The following is a 24395-nucleotide window of genomic DNA, read 5'->3' as shown; positions in this document are numbered from 1 at the left end:
TGTGGAAGCGGGGCGTATCGAAGCCGATATGGTGGAAGCGTCCCCCCGCGCCTATGCGCCGCTGCCTGACGTGGCCGACGAGATGGTCGACACGCAGGGCAAGGTCCGCCCCGTCTGGCGGCATTTCCTTTCGGCGCTCGAGCGCATGGACGAGACGGACCTTGCCGGCCGCTTCGCCCGCGCCGACAGGTATCTGCGCGATGCCGGCGTCTTCTACCGCGCCTACGGCAAGGAGGCGAACGGCGACCGCGCATGGCCGCTTTCCCACATACCCGTGCTGATCGACGAAGCCGAATGGCAAAACCTGTCACGCGGCCTCATCCAGCGCGCCGAACTGCTGGAAGCCGTCGTCGCCGATATCTACGGCAAGAACGAGCTGGTCGCGAACGGCCTGATACCGCCCGCCCTCGTCGCTTCCAACAATGAATTCCTGCGTCCTCTCGTCGGCGTGCATCCGCACGGCCAGCATTTCCTGCATTTCGTCTCCTTCGAGATCGGCCGCGGGCCCGATGGCAACTGGTGGGTGCTTTCCGACCGCACCCAGGCTCCCTCCGGCGCCGGCTTTGCGCTGGAAAACCGCGTTGCGACGACGCGTGCCTTCTCCGACGTCTATGCCGAAACCCACGCCCACCGCCTGGCCGGCTTCTTCGGCGCCTTCCGCGACACCCTGCAGGCGGAAAAATCGGCGGAAGACCGCATTGCCGTTCTCACACCGGGTCTCGCCAACGAAACCTATTTCGAACATGCCTACATCGCCCGCTACCTCGGCTTCATGCTGCTGGAGGGCGAGGACCTGACGGTCGTGGGCGGCAAGGTCATGGTGCGCACGGTCGCGGGCCTGAAGCCCGTCGGCGTGCTCTGGCGCCGCCTGGACGCGGCCTTCGCCGATCCACTGGAACTGAACCAGAACTCCCATATCGGCACGCCCGGCATGGTGGAAGCGCTGCGCTCCGGCTCCGTCACCTTCGTCAATGCGCTCGGTGCCGGCATCGTCGAAACACGCGCCATGCTCGCCTTCCTGCCGAACATCTGTCGGCAATTGCTCGGCGAGGAACAGCGCCTCCCCTCCATCGCCACCTGGTGGTGCGGCCAGAAGGAGGAGCGCCAGCACGTCGCGGCCAATATCGAGCGCATGGTCATCGGACCCGCCTATTCGACGCGCCCCTTCTTCGACGACAACGAACAGTCCGTGCTGGGCTCCACGCTGCGCGACACGGCAAAACAGTCGATCGCCGAATGGCTGGCGACGGACGGTCCCAAGCTCGTCGGCCAGGAGGCCGTCACGCTGTCCACAACGCCCGCCTTCGTCGATGGAAAGCTGGTGCCGCGGCCCATGTCGCTGCGCGTCTTCGCCGCCCGCACGCGCGATGGCTGGCAGATCATGCCCGGCGGCTTTGCCCGCATCGGCGCCGGCGACAACGTCTCGGCCATCGCCATGCAGGAAGGCGGATCGGCCGCCGACGTCTGGATCGTCAGCCCGAAGCCTGTCGAGCGCACCTCGCTTTTGCCGGCGGAGGAGGTGTTTACCCGCAACATGCCCGGCAGCCTGCCGAGCCGCGCGGCCGACAACCTCTTCTGGCTCGGCCGCTATATCGAACGGGCGGAAGGGGCGCTGCGCATCCTGCGCGCCTGGCACGGCCGCTACGCCGAATATGCCAATCCCGAACAGCCGCTCTTGAAGGATGTCAGCGACTATCTCGAAGCGCTCGACATCGACACGTCGGAAGCCGTGCCGTCGACCCTCATCCGCAGCATCGACAGCGCCGTCTTCTCCGCCAGCAACATCCGCGATCGATTTTCGCCGGACGGCTGGCTCGCGCTGAACGACCTGGCAAAAACCGCGCGGCGCTTCCATGTCAGCATCCAGCCGGGCGACGACGCGACGCGCGCCATGACCGTGCTCCTGCGCAAGCTCGCGGGTTTTGCCGGTCTCGTGCATGAAAACATGTATCGTTTCACCGGCTGGCGCTTCCTCTCCATCGGCCGCTATCTCGAACGCGGCCTGCACATGACGCGCCTGCTCGGCCACATGTCCGGCGAGGACGCGCCCGACGGCGCGCTCGACATGCTGCTCGAGATCGGCGACAGCGTGATGACCCACCGCCGTCGCTACAACGTGGCGACCGCGCGCCTCACCGTCACCGACCTGCTTGCGCTAGACCCCCTCAACCCGCGCTCGATCCTCTACCAGCTGAACGAGATCAAGAACGAGGTCGAGCAACTGCCGAACGCCTATTCCAACGGCCAGATGTCGCCTTTCTACCGCGAAGCCATGCGCCTTCACGCGGGGCTGGCGGTGATGACGCCGGAGGGGATGACGGATGCGGTCTACAAGCGCTTCGAGGCGGAACTCGAAAAGCTCTCGGACATTCTTGCGAAAACCTATCTGAGCTGAGCGAAAGGGAGGCGCGCAAACCATGCTCTACGACGTCAACCTTCTTATCAGCTACCTCTACGATACGCCGGTCTCCGGCGGGCGGCACATCGTGCGCGTGCTGCCGCTCTCCATCGGCGGGCGCCAGCGGCTTGTCGCCGGTACGGTCGGGGTCACACCCGGACCGGGCGAGCGGGTCGATCACAGCGATTTCTTCGAAAATCCGATGAGCGCCATCCTCTTTCGCAGCGCGCATGACCGGCTGGATATCCGCATGCAGGCGCGCGTGCATGTCGACGTGCCGGAACCGGCGGCCGATTTCTCACCGCGCGTCGCGGACCTGCCGGAGGATATCGCCGGCTACTGGTCGCTCGATGCCGGCTCGCCGCACCACTATACCGGCCCCAGCCCGCGGCTGAAGGATTGCTCCGAGATTGCCGAATACGCCCGCGCGATCGCAAAACCCGATATGACGATCCGCGCCGTCGCAACGGCGATCTGCGCGCGCATTCACAAGGACTTCACCTACGATCCGAAAGCGACGAATGTCGACACGACCCCGCGCGAGGCCTTCAAGCTGAAGCGCGGCGTCTGCCAGGACTTTTCCCATGTGATGATCGTGGCGCTCAGAAGCCTCGGCATTCCCGCCGGCTATGTCAGCGGCTTCCTGCGCACCATCCCGCCCCCGGGAAAGGAACGGCTGGAGGGCGCAGACGCCATGCACGCCTGGGTGCGCTACTGGTGTGGGCGGGTGAACGGATGGATGGAACTCGATCCGACCAACAACATTCCCGCCGGCACGGACCATATCGTCGTCGCCTACGGTCGCGACTATGCGGATGTCGCACCCGTCATCGGCGTGCTCAAGGGATACGGCCAACACAAGACAAGCCAGGCGGTTGACGTCATACCGGTGCGCCAGACGGCGTGAAATCCCGATTGGAAACAGCGGGAAATGCCGGAATTTCAAGGCCGGTAGAATTTTACGAAAACTATACCACGGCTCCGAACCGTTAAATAACACTTCATTGCTAGCTTCTGCCCACATTATGAAGATGGTGGGTGAAGTCTCATGACGACGAAGACTGAAAAACGGACCTTGATCGCGCGGCTCCTTGGCGACCGCGGCGGCAATTTCGCAATGATGACGGCGATCGTCTGCCCGCTTATCCTGGCGGCCGGCGGCGTGGCGATCGATCTCACCAACATCGTGATGACGCGGGCAAGCCTGCAGGACGCCGTCGATTCGGCGGCCCTCGCAGCCGCCTCGGCCCTTGCGAACGACAGCAAGAGCCAGGCCGAAGCCAAGCTCCTCGCCATGCAGTTCCTCAAGACGCAGATGTACGGCGGCACCGGTGGCGAAGTCGATCCCGCCATCAATGGGACAGGCGAATTCGAGTCAGCCACGCAGATCTCCATTACGGAGACGGCCATGCTCGGCAACGGCAAGTCCTACAAGGTGGACATCTCCACAAAGCACACCCTCAACTTCAACGCCTTCACTCGGCTGCTCGGCCAGCAATCGACGGAATTGAAGGCCAAGAGCACTGCAGAGAGCGCAACGGAATCGAAGAACGCCCTTTCGATGTTCCTGGTCCTCGACAAGTCCGGCTCGATGGCCTGGATCACCAACGAGAAAGACAAGGTGCTGACGTCCTGCATCAACTGGACGGAAGCGAACTGGGGCAACAACAAAACCAAGGCGACGAGCCCCTGCTACGTCTCCAAGATGGCCGCCCTGAAACTCGCAGTCGCAAGCCTCTTCACGCAGTTCGCCATCGCGGATCCGACGAGCACCTTCGTCCGCACCGGCACCATCGCGTATGACTCCGCAACCTACACGCCGAGTGAACTTGCCTGGGGTTCCACGGCATCGCTCGCCTATGTCAACCTGCTCAACGCCGATGGCGGCACCGCCTCGGGCAATGCGACGAAGATCGCCTACAACAAGCTGATCGCCACGTCGGAAAACACCGTGCACAAGACCAAGAACGGTCAGGTGCCGACAAAGTACCTCGTGCTGATGACGGATGGCGCCAACAATTCGTCCGCCGACGACACGAGCACCAAGGCCACCTGCGTCAGCGCCAAGGCTGCCGGCATCGAGGTCTACAGCGTCGCCTTCATGGCGCCGACTGCCGGACAGAACCTGCTGAAGGCGTGTGCGACGGACGCCTCGCACTACTTCGAGGCCGAGAACATGGCGGCCCTCGTCGCAGCCTTCAAGGTGATCGGCGAGCGTACCTCCGCCGTGGTCTCCCGCCTGACGAAATAACGCGCGTCACAACAGCCGAGAATCGAACCCGCTGCGTCGAACGCAGCGGGTTTTTTAGCATTTCGGCCATGTTTCAGACATGTCGAAAATGCATGGGGCATTTCTTGAAAACGCATATTGCAAGCGCTTCGGATAGATGCATAAATTGATTTAAAGGCGATTTCGCACGAACGAACGCATTGAATGCGAGGGGGGTAAAGTTCACCAATGATGAACCGGGTTACCAACAACGATCTCGCGCCCGCCCTACGAACCTCCGATGTCGAACAACTCGCGACGGAGCTTCTCGAACGCCTCAAATACCGCATCGGCAAGGACCCGAAAGTCGCCAAGCCGCATGACTGGTTGACCGCTGCGATCCTGGTCGCACGCGACCGCATCACCGACAAGTGGATGGATAGCACCCGGCGTACCTATGCGACGGGTGCCAAGCGCGTCTACTACCTATCGCTCGAGTTCCTCATCGGTCGCCTGATGCGCGACGCAATGACCAATACCGGCATCATGGACGAGATGCGCCAGGCGCTCGCCATGCACGGCGTCGATATCGACGTCATCGCCGAACTGGAGCCGGACGCAGCCCTCGGCAATGGTGGCCTCGGGCGTCTTGCCGCCTGCTTCATGGAGAGCATGGCGACGGTCGACGTGCCGGCCTATGGCTACGGCATCCGCTATGTCCATGGCCTCTTTCGTCAGCAGATGGCCGATGGCTGGCAGGTTGAACTGCCGGAGACCTGGCTTGCCCACGGCAACCCCTGGGAATTCGAGCGCCGCGAAAGCTCCTATGAGATCGGCTTCGGCGGCGGCGTCGAAACGATCAATATCGGCGAGGACAAGCAGCGCTTCGTCTGGAAGCCGGCCGAGCGCGTCATCGCGACCGCCTTCGACACCCCGGCCGTCGGCTGGCGGGCCAAGCGCGTCAACACGCTGCGTCTGTGGGCGGCAAACCCGATCGATCCGATCCTGCTCGAAGCCTTCAATGCCGGCGACCATATCGGCGCGCTGAAGGAAAGCAACAGGGCGGAAAGCCTGACACGCGTTCTTTACCCGGCCGATGCCACGCCCGCCGGCCAGGAACTGCGCCTGCGCCAGGAATTCTTCTTCTGCTCCGCCTCGCTGCAGGACATCCTGCGCCGCCATCTCCAGCAATATCCGGACTTCACGTCCCTGCCGGATGCCGTCGCGATCCAGCTCAACGACACGCACCCCGCCGTCTCGGTCGCCGAACTCATTCGCCTGCTGACGGACGTGCACGGGCTCGATTTCGACATCGCCTGGGATATCGGCCGCCGTACCTTCTCCTATACGAACCACACGCTTCTTCCCGAAGCGCTGGAAAGCTGGTCCGTGCCGCTGTTCGAACGACTGCTGCCCCGCCACATGCAGATCGTCTACGCGATCAACGCAAAAATCCTCATCGAGGCCCGCAAGGAAAAGGGTATCGAGGACGAGCGCATCCGCAACATCTCGCTGATCGAGGAATCGGGCGAGCGGCGCGTGCGCATGGGAAATCTCGCCTTCGTCGGCTCCCATTCGATCAACGGCGTGTCGGCGCTGCACACGGAGTTGATGAAGGAAACGGTCTTCGCCGACCTGCACAAGCTCTACCCGGATCGCATCAACAACAAGACGAACGGCATAACGCCGCGCCGCTGGCTGATGCAGTGCAATCCGGGCCTGTTCAACCTGATCCGAGATTCCATCGGCGAAGGCTTCATGGACGACGCGGAGGCGCTGAAGGCGCTCGACGCCTTTGCCGACGACAAGGATTTCCAGGCGCGTTTCGCCACGATCAAGCGCGAGAACAAGAACCGTCTCGCCAACCTTGTCGGCAGCCGCATGGGCGTGCGCATCGATCCCTCGGCAATGTTCGACATCCAGATCAAGCGCATCCACGAATACAAGCGCCAGCTCCTCAACATCATCGAGGCCGTCGCACTCTACGACCAGATCCGCTCGCACCCCGAACTGGACTGGGCACCGCGCGTCAAACTCTTCGCGGGCAAGGCGGCGCCAAGCTACCACAATGCCAAGCTGATCATCAAACTCGCCAACGATGTGGCGCGCGTGATCAACAACGACCCCTCCGTGCGCGGTCTGCTCAAGGTGGTCTTCGTGCCGAACTACAACGTTTCGCTCGCCGAGATCATGGTGCCCGCGGCAGACCTCTCCGAGCAGATTTCGACCGCCGGCATGGAAGCGTCGGGAACCGGCAACATGAAGTTCGCGTTGAACGGCGCGCTGACGATCGGCACGCTCGACGGTGCCAATGTCGAGATGCGGGACCATGTCGGCGAGGAGAACATCGTGATCTTCGGCATGACGGCGGACGAGGTGACGAAGGTACGCTCGGAAGGACACAATCCGCGCGCCATCATCGAACAGTCGAAGGAATTGTCGCAGGCGCTCGCCGCGATCTCCTCCGGCGTCTTCTCCCCCGATGACCGCGGCCGCTTCGCCGGCCTCGTCGACGGCATCTACAATCACGACTGGTTCATGGTGGCCGCCGATTTCGACGCCTACGCCAAGGCCCAGCGCCAGGTCGACGGCATCTGGGCGGACAAAACCGCCTGGTATTCGAAAACCATACGGAACACGGCCCGCATGGGCTGGTTCTCCTCCGACCGCACCATTCGCCAATATGCCAAGGAAATCTGGAGGGCTTGATGACCGCACCGCCGAACAAAGGCACGACGGAACAACCGTCAGGGGTCCTGGCGAAGGCGGATATCGACGCGATCTTGGAAAGTCGGCACTGGGACCCGTTCGCAGTGCTCGGCATCCACGCGGCCGGCGACAAGTACATCGCCCGCTGTTTCCTGCCGGGCGCTGCCGAAGTGACGGCCGAGACGCTGTCCGGCAAGGAGATCGGCGTCCTCCGGCAACTCGATCCGGCCGGCATCTTCGCCGGCGAGATTGCGGTCAAGAAATTGCAGCCGATCCGCTACCGCGCCCGCAACGAAGGCGGCGAGTGGGTGGTGGTCGATCCCTACAGCTTCGGCCCGGTGCTCGGGCCTATGGACGACTACTATATCCGCGAGGGCTCGCACCTCAGGCTGTTCGACAAGCTCGGCGCCCATCCGATGACGCTCGAAGGCATCGATGGCTTCCATTTCGCCGTCTGGGCGCCGAATGCCAAGCGCGTGTCCGTCGTCGGCAATTTCAACGAATGGGACGGGCGGCGCAATGCGATGCGTCTGCGTCGCGACACCGGCATCTGGGAGATATTTCTCCCCGGCATCACCGAAGGCCACGCCTATAAATACGAGATCGTCGGCACCGGCGGCGAGGTTCTGCCGCTAAAGGCGGACCCCTTCGCGCGGCGCTCGGAACTGCGCCCGAACAACGCCTCGATGACGACAGGCCCGATCGAGCAGGCCTGGGAAGACGAGGCCCATCTCCAGCATTGGGCCACCACCGACGCCCGCCGCCAGCCGATCTCCATCTACGAGGTCCATGCCGGCTCCTGGCAGCGCAATGGTGCCGGCGACTTCCTCACCTGGGACGAGCTCGCCGACCGGTTGATCCCCTACTGCGTCGATATGGGCTTCACCCATATCGAGTTCCTGCCGATCACAGAATATCCCTTCGATCCATCCTGGGGTTACCAGACGACTGGCCTCTATGCGCCGACCGCCCGTTTCGGCGAGCCCGAGGGCTTCGCCCGTTTCGTCAACGGCTGCCACAAGGTCGGCATCGGCGTCATCCTCGACTGGGTGCCGGCGCATTTCCCGACCGATGCCCATGGGTTGGGCAAGTTCGACGGTACGGCGCTCTACGAGCACGAGGACCCGCGCCAGGGTTTTCACCCGGACTGGAACACCGCGATCTACAATTTCGGCCGTGCGGAAGTGCTCTCCTATCTGATCAACAACGCGCTCTACTGGTCGGAAAAGTTCCATCTCGACGGCTTGCGCGTCGATGCCGTGGCCTCGATGCTCTATCTCGACTATTCGCGCAAACACGGCGAATGGGTGCCGAACGAGTATGGCGGCAACGAGAATCTGGCGGCCGTGCGCTTTCTTCAGGAGATGAATGCCCGCGTCTATGCCGCCCATCCCGGCATCCTGACGATCGCCGAGGAATCCACCTCCTGGCCGAAAGTCTCCGCACCCGTGCATGACGGCGGCCTGGGCTTCGGCTTCAAGTGGAACATGGGCTTCATGCACGACACGCTGCAATATCTGTCGCGCGAGCCTGTTCACCGCAAGTTCCATCACAACGACATGACCTTCGGCCTGCTCTATGCCTTCACCGAGAATTTCGTGCTGCCGCTCAGCCATGACGAAGTGGTACACGGCAAGGGCTCGCTGATCGCCAAGATGGCCGGCGACGACTGGCAGAAATTCGCGAATCTCAGGGCCTATTACGGCTTCATGTGGGGCTATCCCGGCAAGAAGCTGCTCTTCATGGGTCAGGAATTCGCGCAGTGGCAGGAATGGAGCGAGGAGAAGTCGCTCGATTGGAACCTGCTCGAATATCCGCTACACGAAGGCATGCGCCGGCTGGTGCGCGACCTCAACGGCACCTATCGCCGCAAGGCGGCGCTGCATGCCCGCGACTGCGAGGGCGAGGGTTTCGAGTGGCTGATTGCCGATGACCGCGAAAACTCGGTCTTCGCCTGGCTGCGCAAGGCGCCCGGCGAAAAACCGATCGCCGTCATCACCAATTTCACCCCCGTCTACCGGGAGAATTACGGGGTGCCGCTGCCAATGGAGGGCCGGTGGCGCGAAATCCTCAACACCGATGCTGAGATTTACGGCGGCAGCGGCAAGGGCAACGGCGGTGCCGTCGAAGCCAGAAAACAAGGCAACGGAAGAATAGCAGCCGCCATCACCTTGCCGCCGCTGGCGACCGTGATGATCGAGCTGGACGTATAACAGAGCTGGGAGGCGACACTATGGAGCAAAAGCGTATTCAACCCCTCGCCCGTGACGCGATGGCCTATGTCCTGGCAGGGGGACGGGGAAGCCGCCTCAAGGAACTGACCGACCGGCGCGCCAAGCCGGCCGTGCATTTCGGCGGCAAGGCGCGCATCATCGACTTCGCGCTCTCCAATGCGCTGAATTCCGGTATCCGCCGCATCGGCGTCGCCACCCAGTACAAGGCGCATTCGCTGATCCGCCACATGCAGCGCGGCTGGAACTTCTTCCGCCCGGAGCGCAACGAGAGCTTCGATATCCTTCCGGCATCCCAGCGCGTCTCCGAGACGCAGTGGTATGAAGGCACCGCCGACGCCGTCTACCAGAACATCGACATCATCGAGGATTACGGCGTCGAATACATGGTCATCCTGGCCGGCGACCATATTTACAAGATGGACTACGAGCTGATGCTCCAGCAGCACGTGGATTCCGGTGCGCAGGTGACAATCGGCTGCCTCGAAGTGCCGCGCATGGAAGCCACCGGCTTCGGCGTCATGCATGTCGACGACAAGGACCAGATCATCGCCTTCGTGGAAAAGCCGGCCGATCCGCCGGGCATTCCCGGCAATCCCGACATGGCGCTCGCCTCCATGGGCATCTACGTCTTCCACACCAAGTTCCTGATGGACCTTCTGCGCCGCGACGCGGCCGACCCGACCTCCAGCCGCGACTTCGGCAAGGACATCATTCCCTACATCGTGCAGAACGGCAAAGCCGTCGCCCACCGCTTCAACGCATCCTGCGTCCGTTCGGATTTCGAGCGCGAAGCCTACTGGCGCGACGTCGGCACCATCGACGCCTACTGGCAGGCCAATATCGACCTGACGCACATCACCCCGGAACTCGATATCTACGACGGCTCCTGGCCGATCTGGACCTTCGCCGAGATCAAGCCGCCGGCCAAGTTCGTGCATGACGACGAGGACCGCCGCGGCTCGGCGATATCCTCCCTCGTGTCCGGCGACTGCATCATCTCCGGCGCATCGCTCAACCGCAGCATGCTGTTCACCGGTGTCAGGGCGAACTCCTATTCCCGCCTGGAAGGGGCCGTCATCCTGCCGAACGTCATGATCGGCCGACATGCCAATCTCAAGAACGTCGTCATCGACAGCCGCGTCGTCATTCCCGAAGGCCTTGTCGTCGGCGAGGATCCGGTACTCGATGCAAAACGCTTCCGCCGGTCGGAAGGCGGCATCTGCCTCATCACGCAACCGATGATCGACAAGCTGGAGCTCTAGCCGGGACATGAACATCCTTTCGGTGGCATCCGAAGTATTCCCGCTCATCAAGACGGGAGGCCTCGCCGACGTCGCCGGCGCGCTCCCGATCGCGCTTGCGGGGCACGGAATGCGCATGCGCACGCTCATGCCGGGCTATCCCGCGGTCATGCAGCGGCTGGCGGGGATAGAGGTGGTCGCCGGTTTCGACGACCTCCTTGGCGAACCCGCACGCATTCTCGCCGCCACGCATGAGGGCCTCGACATCCTCGTGCTCGACGCGCCGGCCTATTACGACCGGCCCGGCGGTCCCTATGTGGATGCCACCGGCAAGGATTTCGTCGACAACTGGCGGCGCTTCGCCGCCCTCTCCTTCGCGGGCGCCGAGATCGCCCGCGGCCTGCTGCCCGACTGGCGGCCGGACGTGGTGCATGCCCATGACTGGCAGGCGGCGATGACCGCGGTCTACATGCGCTACACCGGCCTGCAGCACATTCCCACCGTCCTCACGGTGCACAACCTCGCCTTTCAGGGCCAGTTCGGCCCCGATATCTTCGAAGGTCTTGCGCTGCCGCCGGAGGCCTTCACCATGGACGGGCTCGAATATTACGGTGACGTCGGCTACCTCAAGGGAGGCCTTCGCACCGCCTGGTCGATCACCACGGTCAGCCCCACCTATGCGCATGAGATCATGACGCCGGAATACGGCATGGGCCTCGAAGGTCTGATGAATGCCCGCGCCACCGATCTCCTCGGCATCGTCAACGGCATCGACACCGCCGTCTGGAACCCGGAGACCGACGCCAATATCGCGCGCCCCTATGCGGCCGGCTCGCTCAAGCAGCGTTCCGTCAACCGGCAGGCCGTCGCCGAACGGTTCAGTCTGGACGACGATAGTGGACCGATCTTCTGCATCATCAGCCGGCTGACCTGGCAGAAGGGCATCGATCTGATCGCCGAAGTCGCCGACTGGATCGTCGAACAGGGCGGCAAGCTTGCCGTGCTCGGTTCCGGCGACCAGGCACTGGAGGGCGCTCTGCTCGCCGCCGCTTCGCGCCATCGTGGCCGCATCGGCATCGTCATCGGCTACAATGAGCCCCTGTCCCATCTCATGCAGGCCGGAGCGGATGCTATTCTCATTCCCTCCCGCTTCGAGCCTTGCGGCCTGACCCAGCTCTATGGCCTGCGCTACGGCTGCATTCCCGTCGTCGCACGCACCGGCGGACTTGCCGATACGGTCATCGATGCCAACGAGGCAGCCCTTTCCGCCCGGGTCGCCACCGGCTTCCAGTTCACGCCGATCAATGCCGAGGGCCTGCGCCAGGCGCTGCGCCGGGTGTTCAAAGCCTATAACGAACCGAAAATCTGGGGTCGCATCCAGAACCAGGGCATGAAGTCAGACGTTTCCTGGGAAAACAGCGCCGCGCGCTATGCCGACCTCTATTCCAGCCTTCTTTCGCGAGTGTAAACCATGACCATCAAGACCGTCTCGACCACGCCCTATGGCGACCAGAAGCCCGGTACATCGGGCCTGCGCAAGAAGGTCCCCGTCTTCCAGCAGAAGAACTATGCGGAGAACTTCATCCAGTCGATCTTCGACAGCCTGGAGGGATTTGAGGGTCAGACGCTGGTTATCGGCGGCGACGGCCGCTTCTACAATCGCGAGGTCATTCAGATCGCCATCAAGATGGCGGCCGCCAACGGCTTCGGCCGCGTGCTGGTCGGCCGCGGCGGCATCCTCTCGACGCCCGCCGCGTCAAACGTCATCCGTAAATACCAGGCCTTCGGCGGCATCGTCCTGTCGGCCAGCCACAATCCCGGCGGCCCGACGGAAGATTTCGGCATCAAATACAATATCGGCAATGGCGGTCCCGCCCCGGAAAAGATCACCGACGCCATCTTCGCCCGCACCAAGACCATCGACAGCTACAAGATCGCCGAAGCCGACGATCTCAACCTCGACATTGAAGGCAGCCATGAGATCGCGGGCATGACGGTTACCGTCATCGATCCCGTCACCGACTATGCCGAACTGATGGAGCAGCTTTTCGACTTCGATGCCATCCGCGGCCTGCTTGCAGGCGGCTTCCGCATCGTCTTCGACGCGATGAGCGCCGTCACCGGCCCCTATGCCAAGGAAATCTTGGAAAACCGTCTTGGCGCCGCCAAGGGGTCGGTTCTCAACTTCATGCCGCTGCCGGATTTCGGCGGCCACCACCCCGACCCGAACCTCGTGCATGCCCGTGCGCTCTACGAAACCATGATGGCCGAGGATGCGCCGGACTTCGGTGCGGCTTCCGACGGCGATGGCGACCGCAACCTGATCATCGGCAAGGGCATCTTCGTCACGCCCTCCGACAGCCTGGCGATGCTCGCCGCCAACGCCCATCTCGCGCCCGGCTATGCCAAGGGCCTCGCCGGCATCGCCCGCTCCATGCCGACCTCGGGTGCAGCCGACCGCGTCGCCGAAAAGCTCGGCATCGGCATCTACGAGACGCCGACCGGCTGGAAGTTCTTCGGCAACCTGCTCGACGCCGGCCTTGCCACGATCTGCGGCGAGGAAAGTGCCGGCACCGGCTCCAATCACGTGCGCGAGAAGGACGGCCTCTGGGCGGTGCTGCTCTGGCTCAACATCCTCGCCGTGCGCAAGGAAAGCACGCTCGACATCGTCGAACAGCACTGGGCGACCTACGGCCGCAACTACTATTCCCGCCACGACTATGAAGAAGTCGACACGGACGCCGCCAACGGCCTGATGGCCAATCTGCGCGACCAGCTCGCCACGCTTGCGGGCAAGAGCTTCGGTGCGCTGACCGTCGAGACATCGGACGACTTCGCCTATAACGACCCGGTCGACCAGTCCGTCAGCAAGAACCAGGGCATCCGTATCCTCTTTACCGGCGGCTCACGCGTCGTCTTCCGCCTCTCCGGCACCGGCACCTCTGGCGCGACGCTGCGCGTCTATATCGAGCGCTTCGAGCCCGATGCCGCCCGCCACGACATCGACACGCAGGAGGCGCTGGCCGATCTCATCGCCGTCGCCGACGAGATCGCCGGCATCAAGACCCGAACCGGCCGCACCGAACCCACGGTGATCACCTGACATGACCGTCACCGCCCCCTCCTTCGCACCGGGCGCCACGCTCTCCGGGGACGGGGTGGAATTCGCGGTCTATTCGCGCGATGCCGCCCGCGTCGATCTCTGCCTGTTCGACAATGACGGCGACAAGGAACTCGCCCGCCTCACCATGGGGCGGGACGAAAGCGGCTTCCACCGCGTCTTCGTCGAAGGGGCCACTGCGGGCACACGCTACGGTTTTCGCGCCGACGGCATTTATTCGCCGGATCACGGCCTGTGGTTCGACCCGGCCAAGCTGTTGGTCGATCCCTATGCCAAGGAACTGGACCGGCCCTTCCGGCATGACGGCCGCCTCGCCGTCTTCAGCATCGAGACGGCGGATATCGTGCCGAAAGCCATCGTCGTCAGGGACCGGCCTGTTTCGATAGAACCGCCGATCTTCCGACCCGGCGGCTTCGTCTACGAGGTCGCCGTGCGCGGCTTCACCATGCTGCATCCTGAGGTGCCCGAAGCGATGCGCGGAACGGTCGGCGCACTCGCCCATCCCGCCGTGCTCGAGCATCTCAAACGCCTTGGCGTCGATGCCGTCGAGCTGATGCCGATCACGGCCTGGATCGACGAGCGCCACCTGCCGCCGCTCGGTCTTTCCAACAGCTGGGGCTACAACCCGATCGCGCTGATGGCGCTCGATCCGCGCCTCGTGCCCGGCGGCATGAAGGAGCTTGCCGATACGGTCGCGACCCTGCGCGCGGAAAACATCGGCGTCATTCTCGACCTCGTCTTCAACCATTCCGGCGAAAGCGATCGCCATGGCGCAACGCTTTCCATGCGCGGCCTCGACAACCTCACCTATTACCGCCACGTGGCCGACCGCCCCGGCGAGCTGATCAACGACACCGGCTGCGGCAACACCATTGCCGGCGAGCACCCGGTCGTGCGTCAGCTCGTACTCGACAGCCTGCGCCATTTCGTGTGCCATGCCGGCGTCGACGGTTTCCGCTTCGACCTCGCCACCATTCTCGGCCGAGAGGCGGACGGCTTTTCCGCCCGCTCGGCCTTGCTTTCCGAAATCTGCGCCGACCCGCTCCTGAAAGACCGTGTACTGATCGCCGAACCCTGGGACATCGGCCCGGGCGGCTACCAGCTTGGCAATTTCCCGGCGCCCTTCCTCGAATGGAACGACCGCTACCGCGACGACAACAGAACCTTCTGGCGCGGCGACAGCAACCGCCTCGGCGCCTTCGTCACGGCCTTAGCCGGCTCTTCGGATATTTTCTCCCGTCATGGCGGCAACGAGACGCGCAGCGTCAACTTCCTCGCCGCCCATGACGGGTTCACGCTGATGGACCTCGTCTCCCACACGGTGAAGCACAACGGGGCGAACGGCGAGGACAACCGGGATGGCCACAACGAAAACCACTCCTGGAACAACGGCGCCGAGGGGGCCACGACGGATGGCGCCGTGCTCTCTGCCCGCCGCGCCGATGTAAAGGCCCTTCTCTCCAGCCTTTTCCTCTCGCGCGGCACCGTCATGCTGACGGCGGGCGACGAAGGCGCGCGCAGCCAGGGCGGCAACAACAACGCCTATTGCCAGGACAATGCGATCACCTGGATGCATTGGGAGAAATTGGACGAGGGCCTGATCGAGCACACCGCGATGCTCTCGGCGATCCGCAAGCGTTTTCCGGCCCTCGCCGAAACAACATTCCTCCGTGACAGCGATGTCGAATGGCTGACGCTCTCCGGCCATCCGATGAGCGTCGCCGACTGGGAAGCTCCCTTTAACGGCACCCTGCTGGCGCTTCTCAAGACACCGGACCTTCAGCAGCAACAGAGCGTCCGCCTCGCTATTGCCATCAACCGCACGCACGGTGAGCAGGCGCTGACCTTGCCGCCGCCCGAAGGGTACGGCTGGGTGAGCCTTATCTCTGTCAACCAACCGCCCGCCGGCCTGCTTCATCCCCGCAGCGTCGAAATTTTTGTCGAGAAGCACTGAACTTCATTGCCCGGACAAACCGCCTCTTTAGAAGAGGCGCCGAATCGAGCGGCAGGAAAGCCATATGCCAGACAGTATCCACCTGAAGGACATCCCCGCCCTCGTCGGCACGGAAATCGGCCTCTCGCGCTGGTTCACCATGGACCAGACGATGATCGACCGTTTTGCCGTGGCGACGGAAGATCACCAGTTCATCCACACCGACCCGGTGCGGGCCGCCGCCGAAACCCCCTTCGGCGGCACGATCGCGCACGGTTTCCTGACGCTCTCCCTGCTTTCGGCCATGAACTATGACTGCGTGCCGCGCATCATCGAGCAGACGATGGGCATCAACTACGGTTTTGAAAAAGTGCGGTTCATGGCGCCGGTGAAAAGCGGTGCGCGCGTGCGCGGTCGTTTCCTGCTCGCCGAAGCCCGCTTCCGTGGCGCCGGCATGGTGACGATCCGCTACGACGTGTCCGTCGAAATCGAGGACGAGCACAAGCCGGCCCTGACGGCCGACTGGATCACCATCATCCAGTTCGATCCGAAGGATCGGCCGGAGGACGTGTGAAGGTCCGCCCTGCCCTTTCCGGGGACCTGGCGGTCCTCGGCGCCTGCGACTTTTCCTTCCTCGTTACCCGCGAAGCTGCGCCACCCTATGAGGGCGACTGGCTGGCCCATGCGCGGCCGGTCGAGCCCTACCCGAAAAACTACGGCTTCGAGCCCCAGGAGCTCGAAAGCGTCATGCAGGCTGGGGACAAGGCGCTGTTCGTCGTCCTCGGTGATGAAATACCCGTCGGCTATGTCGCACTCTCTGTCGGTTGGAACCGGTTCGCCGTCATCGACGACATCGCGGTGGATGCAGAATGGCGCGGCACGGGAGCCGCACAACGGCTGATGCTGCAGGCTATCCATTGGGCGAGGGAGATGGCCCTGCCCGGCATCCGGCTCGAAACGCAGACGAACAATGTCGCGGCCTGCCGCTTCTATCTGCGCCAGGGTTTCATCCTCGGCGGCTACGACCGGCACCTATACGAAGGGCTGTCCCCCGGCTCGCGGGAGACAGCCCTGTTTTTCTACCGTTTCCTCTGAGATCAGAGGCCGGCGTCTTCCGCGCCATCGACGAGCATGCCGAAAGCGTAAGGCGAGAACGAGCGCCAGCATTCGACGCGATAATCCTCTTCCCCCGTGCGCAACAACACGATCTCGATCTTGCCGAGCACCGTGCGCGCAGCCGCGCCCACCGGAAAGATCGTCTTGCCGAGATCGAGCGGGCAGGCGGCAGCGATGGCAGCGGCTGCATCGGGGCCGGAGACGAGGATCGCCGTGTTGCGGTGGGACACATCGGTCGCCGAATGCAGCGCCGAAATGCCGGCGGCGATACCCGCAAGGTCGGCACCGTTCTCGTCGATCAGCAGCCATTCGTCCGGACCGAGCCAGAGCGCGTGGCGGCCGCTGATCGAGGCCGAGGTTTTCGGCCGCTGCGGCAGTTCAAGGCCGAAAGCCAGCGACAGCGTGCCGATGGCATCGGTGCCGGCCCGCAGCGACAGGCGGGTTGCCGGGGCAGCGGGCGTGACGCGTGCGCCTGCGGAACCACCGTGACGGCCGGCGAGCGGCGCCTTGCGAAGAGCTTGATCAGCCATTGAGGCGTCCTCCTTCCTTGTCGACAAAGACCATGTCGCTGACCTCGACTGCGATGGTGCGGTCCGGCATCGGCACGTAGAGCGTCTGGCCCAAACGGGCCTGGCCGCCGGCGACGAGCGCCATGGCAATCGAGCGACCGCAGTTTTCCGACCAGTAAGACGAGGTCACGTGGCCGAGCATCTTCATGGGCTTCGGTTCGTTCGGATCGGCGACGATCTGCGCGCCCTCCTCCAGAACCACGTTCGGGTCCTTCGTCAACAGGCCGACGAGCTGCTTGCGGCCTTCCTTGACGAGGTCGGGCCGCTTCAGGCCGCGAATGCCGACGAAGTCCGTCTTCTTCTTGGAGACGGCCCAGCTCAGGCTGGCATCGTGCGGGGTCACCGTGCCGTCCGTATCCTGACCGACGATGATGTAGCCCTTCTCGGCGCGCAGCACGTGCATGGTCTCGGTGCCGTAGGCGCAGGCGCCGAGCGGTTCGGCGCGGGCCCAGATGGCTTCCCAGACGGCCTGACCATAATCGGCGGGCACGTTGACTTCATAGCCCGCCTCACCGGTGAACGACATGCGGAAGAGCCTTGTCGGCACGCCGCAGAACTTGCCTTCGCGCACGCTCATATGCGGGAAAGCGTCGTTCGACATATCGATGCCTTCGACGAGCGGCTCGAGGATTTCACGCGCCTTCGGGCCCTGCACGGCGATGACCGCCCACTGTTCGGTGGTCGAGGTCAGCCAGACCTTGAGATGCGGGAATTCGGTCTGGAGATAGTCTTCCATGTGGTTCATGACGCGCGGCGCACCGCCCGTCGTGGTGGTGACATGGAAGCGGTCTTCCGCAAGACGCCCGACGACACCGTCATCATAGACGAAGCCGTCTTCGCGCAGCATGATGCCGTAGCGGCAGCGGCCAGGCTTCAGCGTGTCCCAGGCATTGGTGTACATCAGGTTCAGGAACTCGGCGGCGTCAGGGCCGACGACCTCGATCTTGCCGAGCGTCGAGGCGTCGAACAGGCCGGCGGCGTTACGCACGGTACGGCACTCGCGGTTGACCGCATCGTGCATGGTCTCGCCGGAGCGCGGATAGTACCAGGCGCGCTTCCAGTTGCCGACATCCTCGAAGACAGCGCCATGCGCCTCCTCCCAAGCATGCATGGGCGTCTTGCGGGCCGGGTCGAACAGTTCGCCGCGCGAATGGCTGATCAGCGCACCGAAGGTCACCGGCGTATAGGGCGCACGGAACGTCGTGAGGCCGATCTTCGGGATCTCGCGGTTCAGCACTTCCGATGCGATGGCAAGGCCATGGATGTTGGACAGCTTGCCCTGGTCCGTCGCCATGCCGTTGGTGGTGAAGCGCTTGATGTGCTCGATCGAGTGCATGCCTTCGCGCACGGCAAGGCGGATGTCCTTGGCGCAGACGTCGTTCTGGAAGTCGACGAAGGCCTTGACGGTCGTATCGGCGCCGGCACCTTCGCCAGCGCCTGCCATGCCGCCGGTCCATTCGAAGGCGTTTTCGCCGCGAAGCTCAACCTTGCCACCGCCCTCGTTGCCGGTGGCGCGGGCCATCAGTTCCCCGGCCGCCAGCGATTCCTCGATGGTCGCCTGCAGACCGTCCGTACCGTTGCACGAACCGACAGAGAGGCAATCCTGCGCGTAGGTGCCCGGCAGGAAGCGGCCGGAGGCAGCATCATAGGCCACCTTGCCACGCGACTGCGAGAACAGATGGACGGAGGGCGTCCAGCCCGCAGACATCAGCAGCGCATCGACGGCGATCGACCGCGCCGAGCCGCCGCCATTGCGGGCGACCGAGATGGCGGAAACGCGCAGCTTACCCTTGGTGTCGATGACGGAATGGCCGGTCAGAACCTCGATGCCAAGCTTACGGGCTTCGGTCAGCACGGCGTCGCCGGGCTTCTCCCGGTTATCGACGATAGCGGCGATGGTGACGCCGGCACGCTTCAGGTCGAAGGCCGCTTCATAGGCAGAATCGCTTGCCGTATAGACGCCGACCTTGCGGCCGACGGCAACGCCGAAATGGTTGAGATAGGTGCGCGCGGCCGAGGCGAGCATGATGCCCGGACGGTCGTTGTTGGCGAACACCATGTGACGCTCGATCGAGCCGGTCGCAAGCACGACGCGCTTGGCGCGGACCTGCCACAGACGCTCGCGCGGCAGCTTCTTGTCCGGCTTGGCGAGATGATCGGTGACGCGTTCGACGAGGCCGACGAAATTGTGGTTGTAGTAGCCGAAGGCCGTCGTGCGGGTGAGAACGGTGACGTTCTCCATCGCCTTCAGCTTTGCAGCCGTCGCCTGCGCCCAATCGTAGCCGTTCTGGCCGTCGATCTTGACCGACAGGTCGTAGTGCAGCGCACCGCCGACTTCCGGCTGCTCGTCGACCAGGATGACGCGGGCACCGGCTTCAGCAGCGGCAAGTGCCGCCGAAAGACCGGCAACACCGGCACCGGCGACCAGCACGTCGCAATAGGCATAACGGTTGGCATAATGATCCGGATCCTCTTCCGTCGGCGCGACGCCGAGGCCGGCGGCCTTGCGGATGAAGGGCTCATAGACCTTCTCCCACGCGGCCTTCGGCCACATGAAGGTCTTGTAATAGAAGCCGGCGGCGAAGAACGGCGACATCAGATTGTTGACACCGCCGATGTCGAAGGCAAGCGACGGCCACCGGTTCTGCGACGCCACTTTCATGCCGTCGAAGACTTCCTGCACCGGCGCACGCACGTTCGGCTGGCGGCGGGCGGCATCGCGGGAGACGTCGATCAATGCGTTCGGCTCTTCCGGGCCGGCCGAAAGAATACCACGCGGGCGGTGATACTTGAACGAACGGCCGACGAGATGCACGCCATTGGCAAGCAACGCGGAGGCGACGGTATCGCCCTCGAGCGCGTCGATGGCCTTTCCGTCGAAAGTGAAACGCGCCGTCTTGGCGGGCGTCAGGCGGCCCTGACCGGCAATGCGATTGGCGCCGCTCATTTCGCGTTTCCTCCCGTGTTTTCGTTGGTTGCCGCAGCGGATGTCACACCCGGAACATCGGGCTTCGGCTGACCGGCCTTGTAGCTCATGTAGAACTTGTCGCTCACCGTATCGCGCGCCGCATTGAAGAAGCGGCCGCAGCCATGGATGTGGCGCCAGCGTTCGAAGATCAGGCCCTTCGGATTGTCGCGCAGGAAGAAGAACTCCTGGAACTCCTCGTCGGTGATATCGGCCATGTTGGTCGGCCGGGCGATGTGCGCGTCGCCGCCATGGCGGAACTCGAGCTCCGAGCGCTCTTCCTCGCAGTAGGGGCAGTAGATCAGCAGCATTTTATCCTACCTGTTTAAAGCTCTGGTTCCGTCACGAGCGTGCCCGGTTCCTGATCGCAAAGTCGCTGTCCCATGGTGACGAAGGGCGCAATCCGATGAAGCAGTTGCGCAGTGTCGTCGTAGGGGGCCAGCACGTCGGTTATTCCGATATTGGCCATGCTCATCGCAAAGAGGTTGATATCGATGTGATAGGCGCGCTCCACGTCCTCGTCGGGAATGAAATAGACCACCCGTTCGCCGAGCATTTTTGCGCATCCCAGCATCCCGCTCTCAGCGATGAAGGGCCAGTTCCGCTCGCCCGCCGCCTTGTGGATCGTCTGAAAACGGAAATCATCTGGTTCGGGAATGATCGAACCCACCGGCATCACACCGGCCGTCATCAGCAATCCGGCGACGAGCGCGCCATTCATCAGTGTGCCACGGCCGCCGCGGCTGCCTCGTCGATCAGGCGTCCAGTGCGGAAGCGGTCGAGCGTCAGCCCAGCCGCCAGCCTGTGCGGTTCGCCCTTGGCGATGAGATGCGCGAAGAGATGTGCCGAACCCGGCGTCGCCTTGAAGCCGCCGGTGCCCCAGCCGCAGTTGACGAACAGGTTTTTCACCGGCGTGACGCCCTGGATCGCCGAACGGTCCGGCGTGTTGTCGGTGATGCCGCCCCACTGGCGCATCATCTTGACGCGGCGGAACATCGGGAAGAGTTCGCAGATGGCATCCAGCGTGTGCGTGATGATCTGCAGGCCGCCGGTCTGGGAATAGGAATTGTACTGGTCCGTGCCCGCCCCGATGACCAACTCGCCCTTGTCCGACTGCGAGATATAGGCATGCACCGAATTGGACATGACCACGCAGGGGAAGATCGGCTTCATCGGCTCGGAAACGAGCGCCTGGAGCGGAACGGAGTGCAGCGGCAGCTTCACATCGGCCATGGAGAGGATGACCGAGTTATGGCCCGAGGCCGACACGGCGACCTTCTTGGCGCCGATGAAACCCTTCGACGTCTCGACGCCGGTCACCGCACCATCGGGACCACGGCGAATACCCTTCACTTCGCAGTTCTGGATGACATGCACGCCGCGATCGGACGCCGCGCGGGCATAGCCCCAGGCGACGGCGTCATGGCGGGCGGTGCCGCCGCGACGCTGCAGGGCTGCGCCATTGATGGGGTATCGGGCGGAGGCCGAGATATCGAGAACCGGCACGAAGTCCTTCGCCTGCTGCGGCGTCAGCCATTCGTTGTCGATACCGTAGAGACGGTTGGCATGGACATGGCGCTGGAAGGACTGCTTGTCGTGCACATTGTGCGACAGCATCATCACGCCGCGCGGCGAATACATGACGTTGTAGTTGAGATCCTGGCTCAGGCCTTCCCAGAGCTTCAGGGAATGCTCGTAGATATCCATGCTCTCGTCATAGAGATAGTTCGAGCGGATGATGGTCGTGTTGCGGCCGGTATTGCCGCCGCCGAGCCAGCCCTTCTCGATCACGGCGATGTTGGTAATGCCGTGCTCCTTGGCGAGGTAATAGGCCGCGCCCAGACCATGGCCGCCACCGCCGACGATGATCACGTCGTATTCCTTGCGCGGCTCGGGAGAGGTCCATTGCGCCTCCCATCCCTTATGGCCACGCATTGCCTCGCGGGCCACGGCGAAAACCGAATATTTGCGCATCCCGTATCCTCAAACGCTCGCCGACCGCAGCCGGCTGTTTCCTGCCCCGATAGAAAGCAAATCCTGATGCCGGACGCCGTATCCTTTGCGACGCATTCAGGCGCACCTTGTACCACATGCGACATGACTGGCATCGCTTGTCTGGTTTGGCCCGAAAAGCGCGCCCGGAGACCGCCCCCTTTGAAAAGTCGGCCACCCGATAGCCTCGACGAGGCACCTTCACCCGCCTTATCCACCCGGATTTCCGGTCTGCCGCGCAAATATCCTTAGCAGGCGCACGCTTCAGACTGGACTCGCCCGGCGGCATCTGCTAAGCGACGCCCCAATTGCCGGCCTCCGGGCTGCGCGAACGCAATCAATTTGCCTGGCGACCTGTGCTCGCGGGGCATACAACAACCAAAGGAACGGGATTCTCGTGCAGGTACTTGTCCGCGACAACAACGTCGATCAGGCTCTCCGCGCTCTCAAGAAGAAGATGCAGCGCGAAGGCATTTTCCGTGAAATGAAGATGCGCGACTATTTCGAAAAGCCGTCGGAGAAGCGTGCGCGTGAAAAGGCTGAAGCCGTTCGTCGCGTCCGCAAGCTGGCCCGCAAGCGCGCCCAGCGCGAAGGCCTCGTCAGCGCTCGTCCAGGCGCCCGTTAATCGGTCGTCTTTTCGACGCTTTCGGATGCAAGACCGGGCGGGGGCGAACATTTCGCCGCCGCCTTTTTTGATGTGACCGGAAGATTTTCACGGAAGTGAAAGACTTTTCCGTGCTATTCCGGGCGATATCGCTACGCACCCTTGCCGGAATTGCTCTCAAGGCAGTAGCGTATGTCTTCACGCATGAGGCGTGGAAGACGCCCATTTTGAGGATTTGCACTTGGACATGGCTGCATCTACCGGGTTCCCGATCGATCGTCTCCCCTCCTCGGCCGCCCGTCTGCGCCGCCCCCTGATGGCCGCCGTGGCCGCCACGTCGCTTGCGCTCCTTCTGGCAGGCTGCCAGTCGACGACCTCGACGGATGTGCTGAAGGTCGAACGCGCGCAGGGCTCGCAGGAGAACATCTCCTCGCTCTCCGCCGTCATCTCCGCCAATCCGCAGGATCCGGAAGCCTACAACGTGCGTGGTTCGGCCTACGGTCGCGCCGGCGAACACCGCCGGGCACTGGAAGACTTCAACCGCGCCATCGAACTCAAGCCGCGTTTCTACCAGGCCTATGCCAATCGCGCGCTCGTCGAGCGCAGCATGGGCGACCAGACGCAGGCGGCGGCCGACTACAACACGGCGCTGCAGCTCAACCCGAGCTATGACGTCGCCTATATCGGCCGCGGTAATCTCTACCGTCAGGCCGGGCGCCTCGACGAAGCCTTCCGCGACTTCAACAAGGCGATCGAACTCGACACGACCGATCCGCGCGCCTACCACAATCGCGGCCTGATCTACCAGGCACGCCGCCAGCATGACAAGGCGATCGAAGACTTCTCGAGAGCGATCTCGCTCTCGCCGAACTCCGCCGAACCCTATAACGGCCGCGGCATTTCCTACGCCGCCAAGGGCGACGACGACAACGCATTCCAGGATTTCAACACCGCCATCAATCTAGACGGCAAGCTTTCCGAATCCTGGGCGAACCAGGCGCTGATCTATGAGCGCCGCGGCGAGATGAACAAGGCGTCGAAGTCCTATTCGCAGGCGCTGCGCCTCGACCCGAACTACGCCCCGGCCAAGGCCGGCCTCGCCCGCACGCGCGGCGGCGCCAAGCCGGCCTGATATACGACGCAGCTCCCGCCAAACAAAAAGCCCGCGAGATGATCGCGGGCTTTTTCATTTCCGGAACACGCCGGAACCTTTTGAAGCGTTTTCGATGAACTCTGGTTCACCGGAAATGCTTCAGTGGTTCATGGCCTTGACGATATCGTCCGTCATTTTCTTGGCATCGCCG

General features: G+C 63.4%; 18 protein-coding genes. 13 read left to right on the top strand and 5 right to left on the bottom strand.

The genetic code is table 11. From position 1 onward, the window contains the following. Positions 1 to 28 precede the first annotated feature (28 nt). The 11 genes from MUO32_RS19170 (at position 29) to MUO32_RS19120 (ending at position 16940) form a co-directional block, all read left to right on the top strand. Positions 29 to 2395: a circularly permuted type 2 ATP-grasp protein gene (locus tag MUO32_RS19170; protein ID WP_257950291.1), complete on the top strand. Its 2367-nt coding sequence runs from the start codon at positions 29 to 31 to the stop codon at positions 2393 to 2395. A 22-nt stretch (positions 2396 to 2417) separates the two neighbouring features. Continuing rightward, positions 2418 to 3305, top strand: coding sequence for a transglutaminase family protein (locus MUO32_RS19165; protein ID WP_257949997.1), 888 nt, complete (start codon positions 2418 to 2420; stop codon positions 3303 to 3305). Between the two features lie 141 nt (positions 3306 to 3446). Further along, positions 3447 to 4649: a pilus assembly protein gene (locus MUO32_RS19160; RefSeq protein ID WP_257949996.1), complete on the top strand. Its 1203-nt coding sequence runs from the start codon at positions 3447 to 3449 to the stop codon at positions 4647 to 4649. Positions 4650 to 4856: 207 nt separating this feature from the next. Continuing rightward, a complete protein-coding gene (locus MUO32_RS19155) occupies positions 4857 to 7316 on the top strand; it encodes a glycogen/starch/alpha-glucan phosphorylase (protein WP_374708688.1) in 2460 nt (819 codons plus the stop codon). Further along, positions 7316 to 9529, top strand: coding sequence for a 1,4-alpha-glucan branching protein GlgB (glgB, locus tag MUO32_RS19150; RefSeq protein ID WP_257949995.1), 2214 nt, complete (start codon positions 7316 to 7318; stop codon positions 9527 to 9529). Before MUO32_RS19155 ends, glgB begins: the two co-directional genes overlap by 1 nt. Positions 9530 to 9549: 20 nt before the next feature. Continuing rightward, a complete protein-coding gene (gene glgC, locus MUO32_RS19145; protein ID WP_257949994.1) occupies positions 9550 to 10812 on the top strand; it encodes a glucose-1-phosphate adenylyltransferase in 1263 nt (420 codons plus the stop codon). 7 nt (positions 10813 to 10819) lie between these two features. After that, positions 10820 to 12259 (top strand): glycogen synthase GlgA, encoded by a 1440-nt coding sequence (gene glgA / locus MUO32_RS19140; RefSeq protein ID WP_257949993.1) that lies wholly within the window; start codon positions 10820 to 10822, stop codon positions 12257 to 12259. Between the two features lie 3 nt (positions 12260 to 12262). Beyond that, positions 12263 to 13894, top strand: coding sequence for an alpha-D-glucose phosphate-specific phosphoglucomutase (locus MUO32_RS19135; RefSeq protein ID WP_257949992.1), 1632 nt, complete (start codon positions 12263 to 12265; stop codon positions 13892 to 13894). A 1-nt stretch (position 13895) separates the two neighbouring features. After that, positions 13896 to 15866: a glycogen debranching protein GlgX gene (glgX, locus tag MUO32_RS19130; protein ID WP_257949991.1), complete on the top strand. Its 1971-nt coding sequence runs from the start codon at positions 13896 to 13898 to the stop codon at positions 15864 to 15866. 64 nt (positions 15867 to 15930) lie between these two features. Next, positions 15931 to 16419: a MaoC family dehydratase gene (locus MUO32_RS19125; RefSeq protein ID WP_257949990.1), complete on the top strand. Its 489-nt coding sequence runs from the start codon at positions 15931 to 15933 to the stop codon at positions 16417 to 16419. Then, positions 16416 to 16940, top strand: coding sequence for a GNAT family N-acetyltransferase (locus MUO32_RS19120; RefSeq protein ID WP_257949989.1), 525 nt, complete (start codon positions 16416 to 16418; stop codon positions 16938 to 16940). The genes MUO32_RS19125 and MUO32_RS19120 overlap by 4 nt, the downstream gene beginning before the upstream one ends. Positions 16941 to 16942: 2 nt before the next feature. On the opposite strand, the gene MUO32_RS19115 is transcribed toward MUO32_RS19120, so the two are convergent. From MUO32_RS19115 to MUO32_RS19095, 5 genes are read right to left on the bottom strand one after another with little or no spacing between them, the layout of a single operon-like run. Continuing rightward, positions 16943 to 17491: a sarcosine oxidase subunit gamma gene (locus tag MUO32_RS19115; protein WP_257949988.1), complete on the bottom strand. Its 549-nt coding sequence runs from the start codon at positions 17489 to 17491 to the stop codon at positions 16943 to 16945. Beyond that, on the bottom strand, positions 17484 to 20477 hold the full coding sequence (locus MUO32_RS19110; protein ID WP_257949987.1) for a sarcosine oxidase subunit alpha: 2994 nt from the start codon (positions 20475 to 20477) through the stop codon (positions 17484 to 17486). The genes MUO32_RS19115 and MUO32_RS19110 overlap by 8 nt, the downstream gene beginning before the upstream one ends. Beyond that, positions 20474 to 20806 (bottom strand): sarcosine oxidase subunit delta, encoded by a 333-nt coding sequence (locus MUO32_RS19105; RefSeq protein WP_257949986.1) that lies wholly within the window; start codon positions 20804 to 20806, stop codon positions 20474 to 20476. The genes MUO32_RS19110 and MUO32_RS19105 overlap by 4 nt, the downstream gene beginning before the upstream one ends. Positions 20807 to 20820: 14 nt before the next feature. Then, positions 20821 to 21216, bottom strand: a complete 396-nt coding sequence (locus tag MUO32_RS19100; protein WP_257949985.1) for a hypothetical protein — start codon at positions 21214 to 21216, stop codon at positions 20821 to 20823. Continuing rightward, positions 21216 to 22469 (bottom strand): sarcosine oxidase subunit beta family protein, encoded by a 1254-nt coding sequence (locus MUO32_RS19095; RefSeq protein WP_257949984.1) that lies wholly within the window; start codon positions 22467 to 22469, stop codon positions 21216 to 21218. The genes MUO32_RS19100 and MUO32_RS19095 overlap by 1 nt, the downstream gene beginning before the upstream one ends. A 415-nt stretch (positions 22470 to 22884) precedes the next feature. On the opposite strand from MUO32_RS19095, the gene rpsU reads away from it, so the two are divergent. Then, positions 22885 to 23112, top strand: a complete 228-nt coding sequence (gene rpsU, locus MUO32_RS19090; protein WP_257949983.1) for a 30S ribosomal protein S21 — start codon at positions 22885 to 22887, stop codon at positions 23110 to 23112. Between the two features lie 226 nt (positions 23113 to 23338). Further along, complete coding sequence (locus tag MUO32_RS19085) at positions 23339 to 24223, top strand: tetratricopeptide repeat protein (RefSeq protein WP_374708687.1); 885 nt, start codon at positions 23339 to 23341, stop codon at positions 24221 to 24223. The last annotated feature ends 172 nt before the right edge of the window (positions 24224 to 24395 follow it).

The organism is Shinella sp. CPCC 101442, from assembly GCF_024704725.1.
Taxonomy (GTDB): domain Bacteria; phylum Pseudomonadota; class Alphaproteobacteria; order Rhizobiales; family Rhizobiaceae; genus Shinella.
This window is presented reverse-complemented; position numbering and strand designations above follow the sequence as displayed.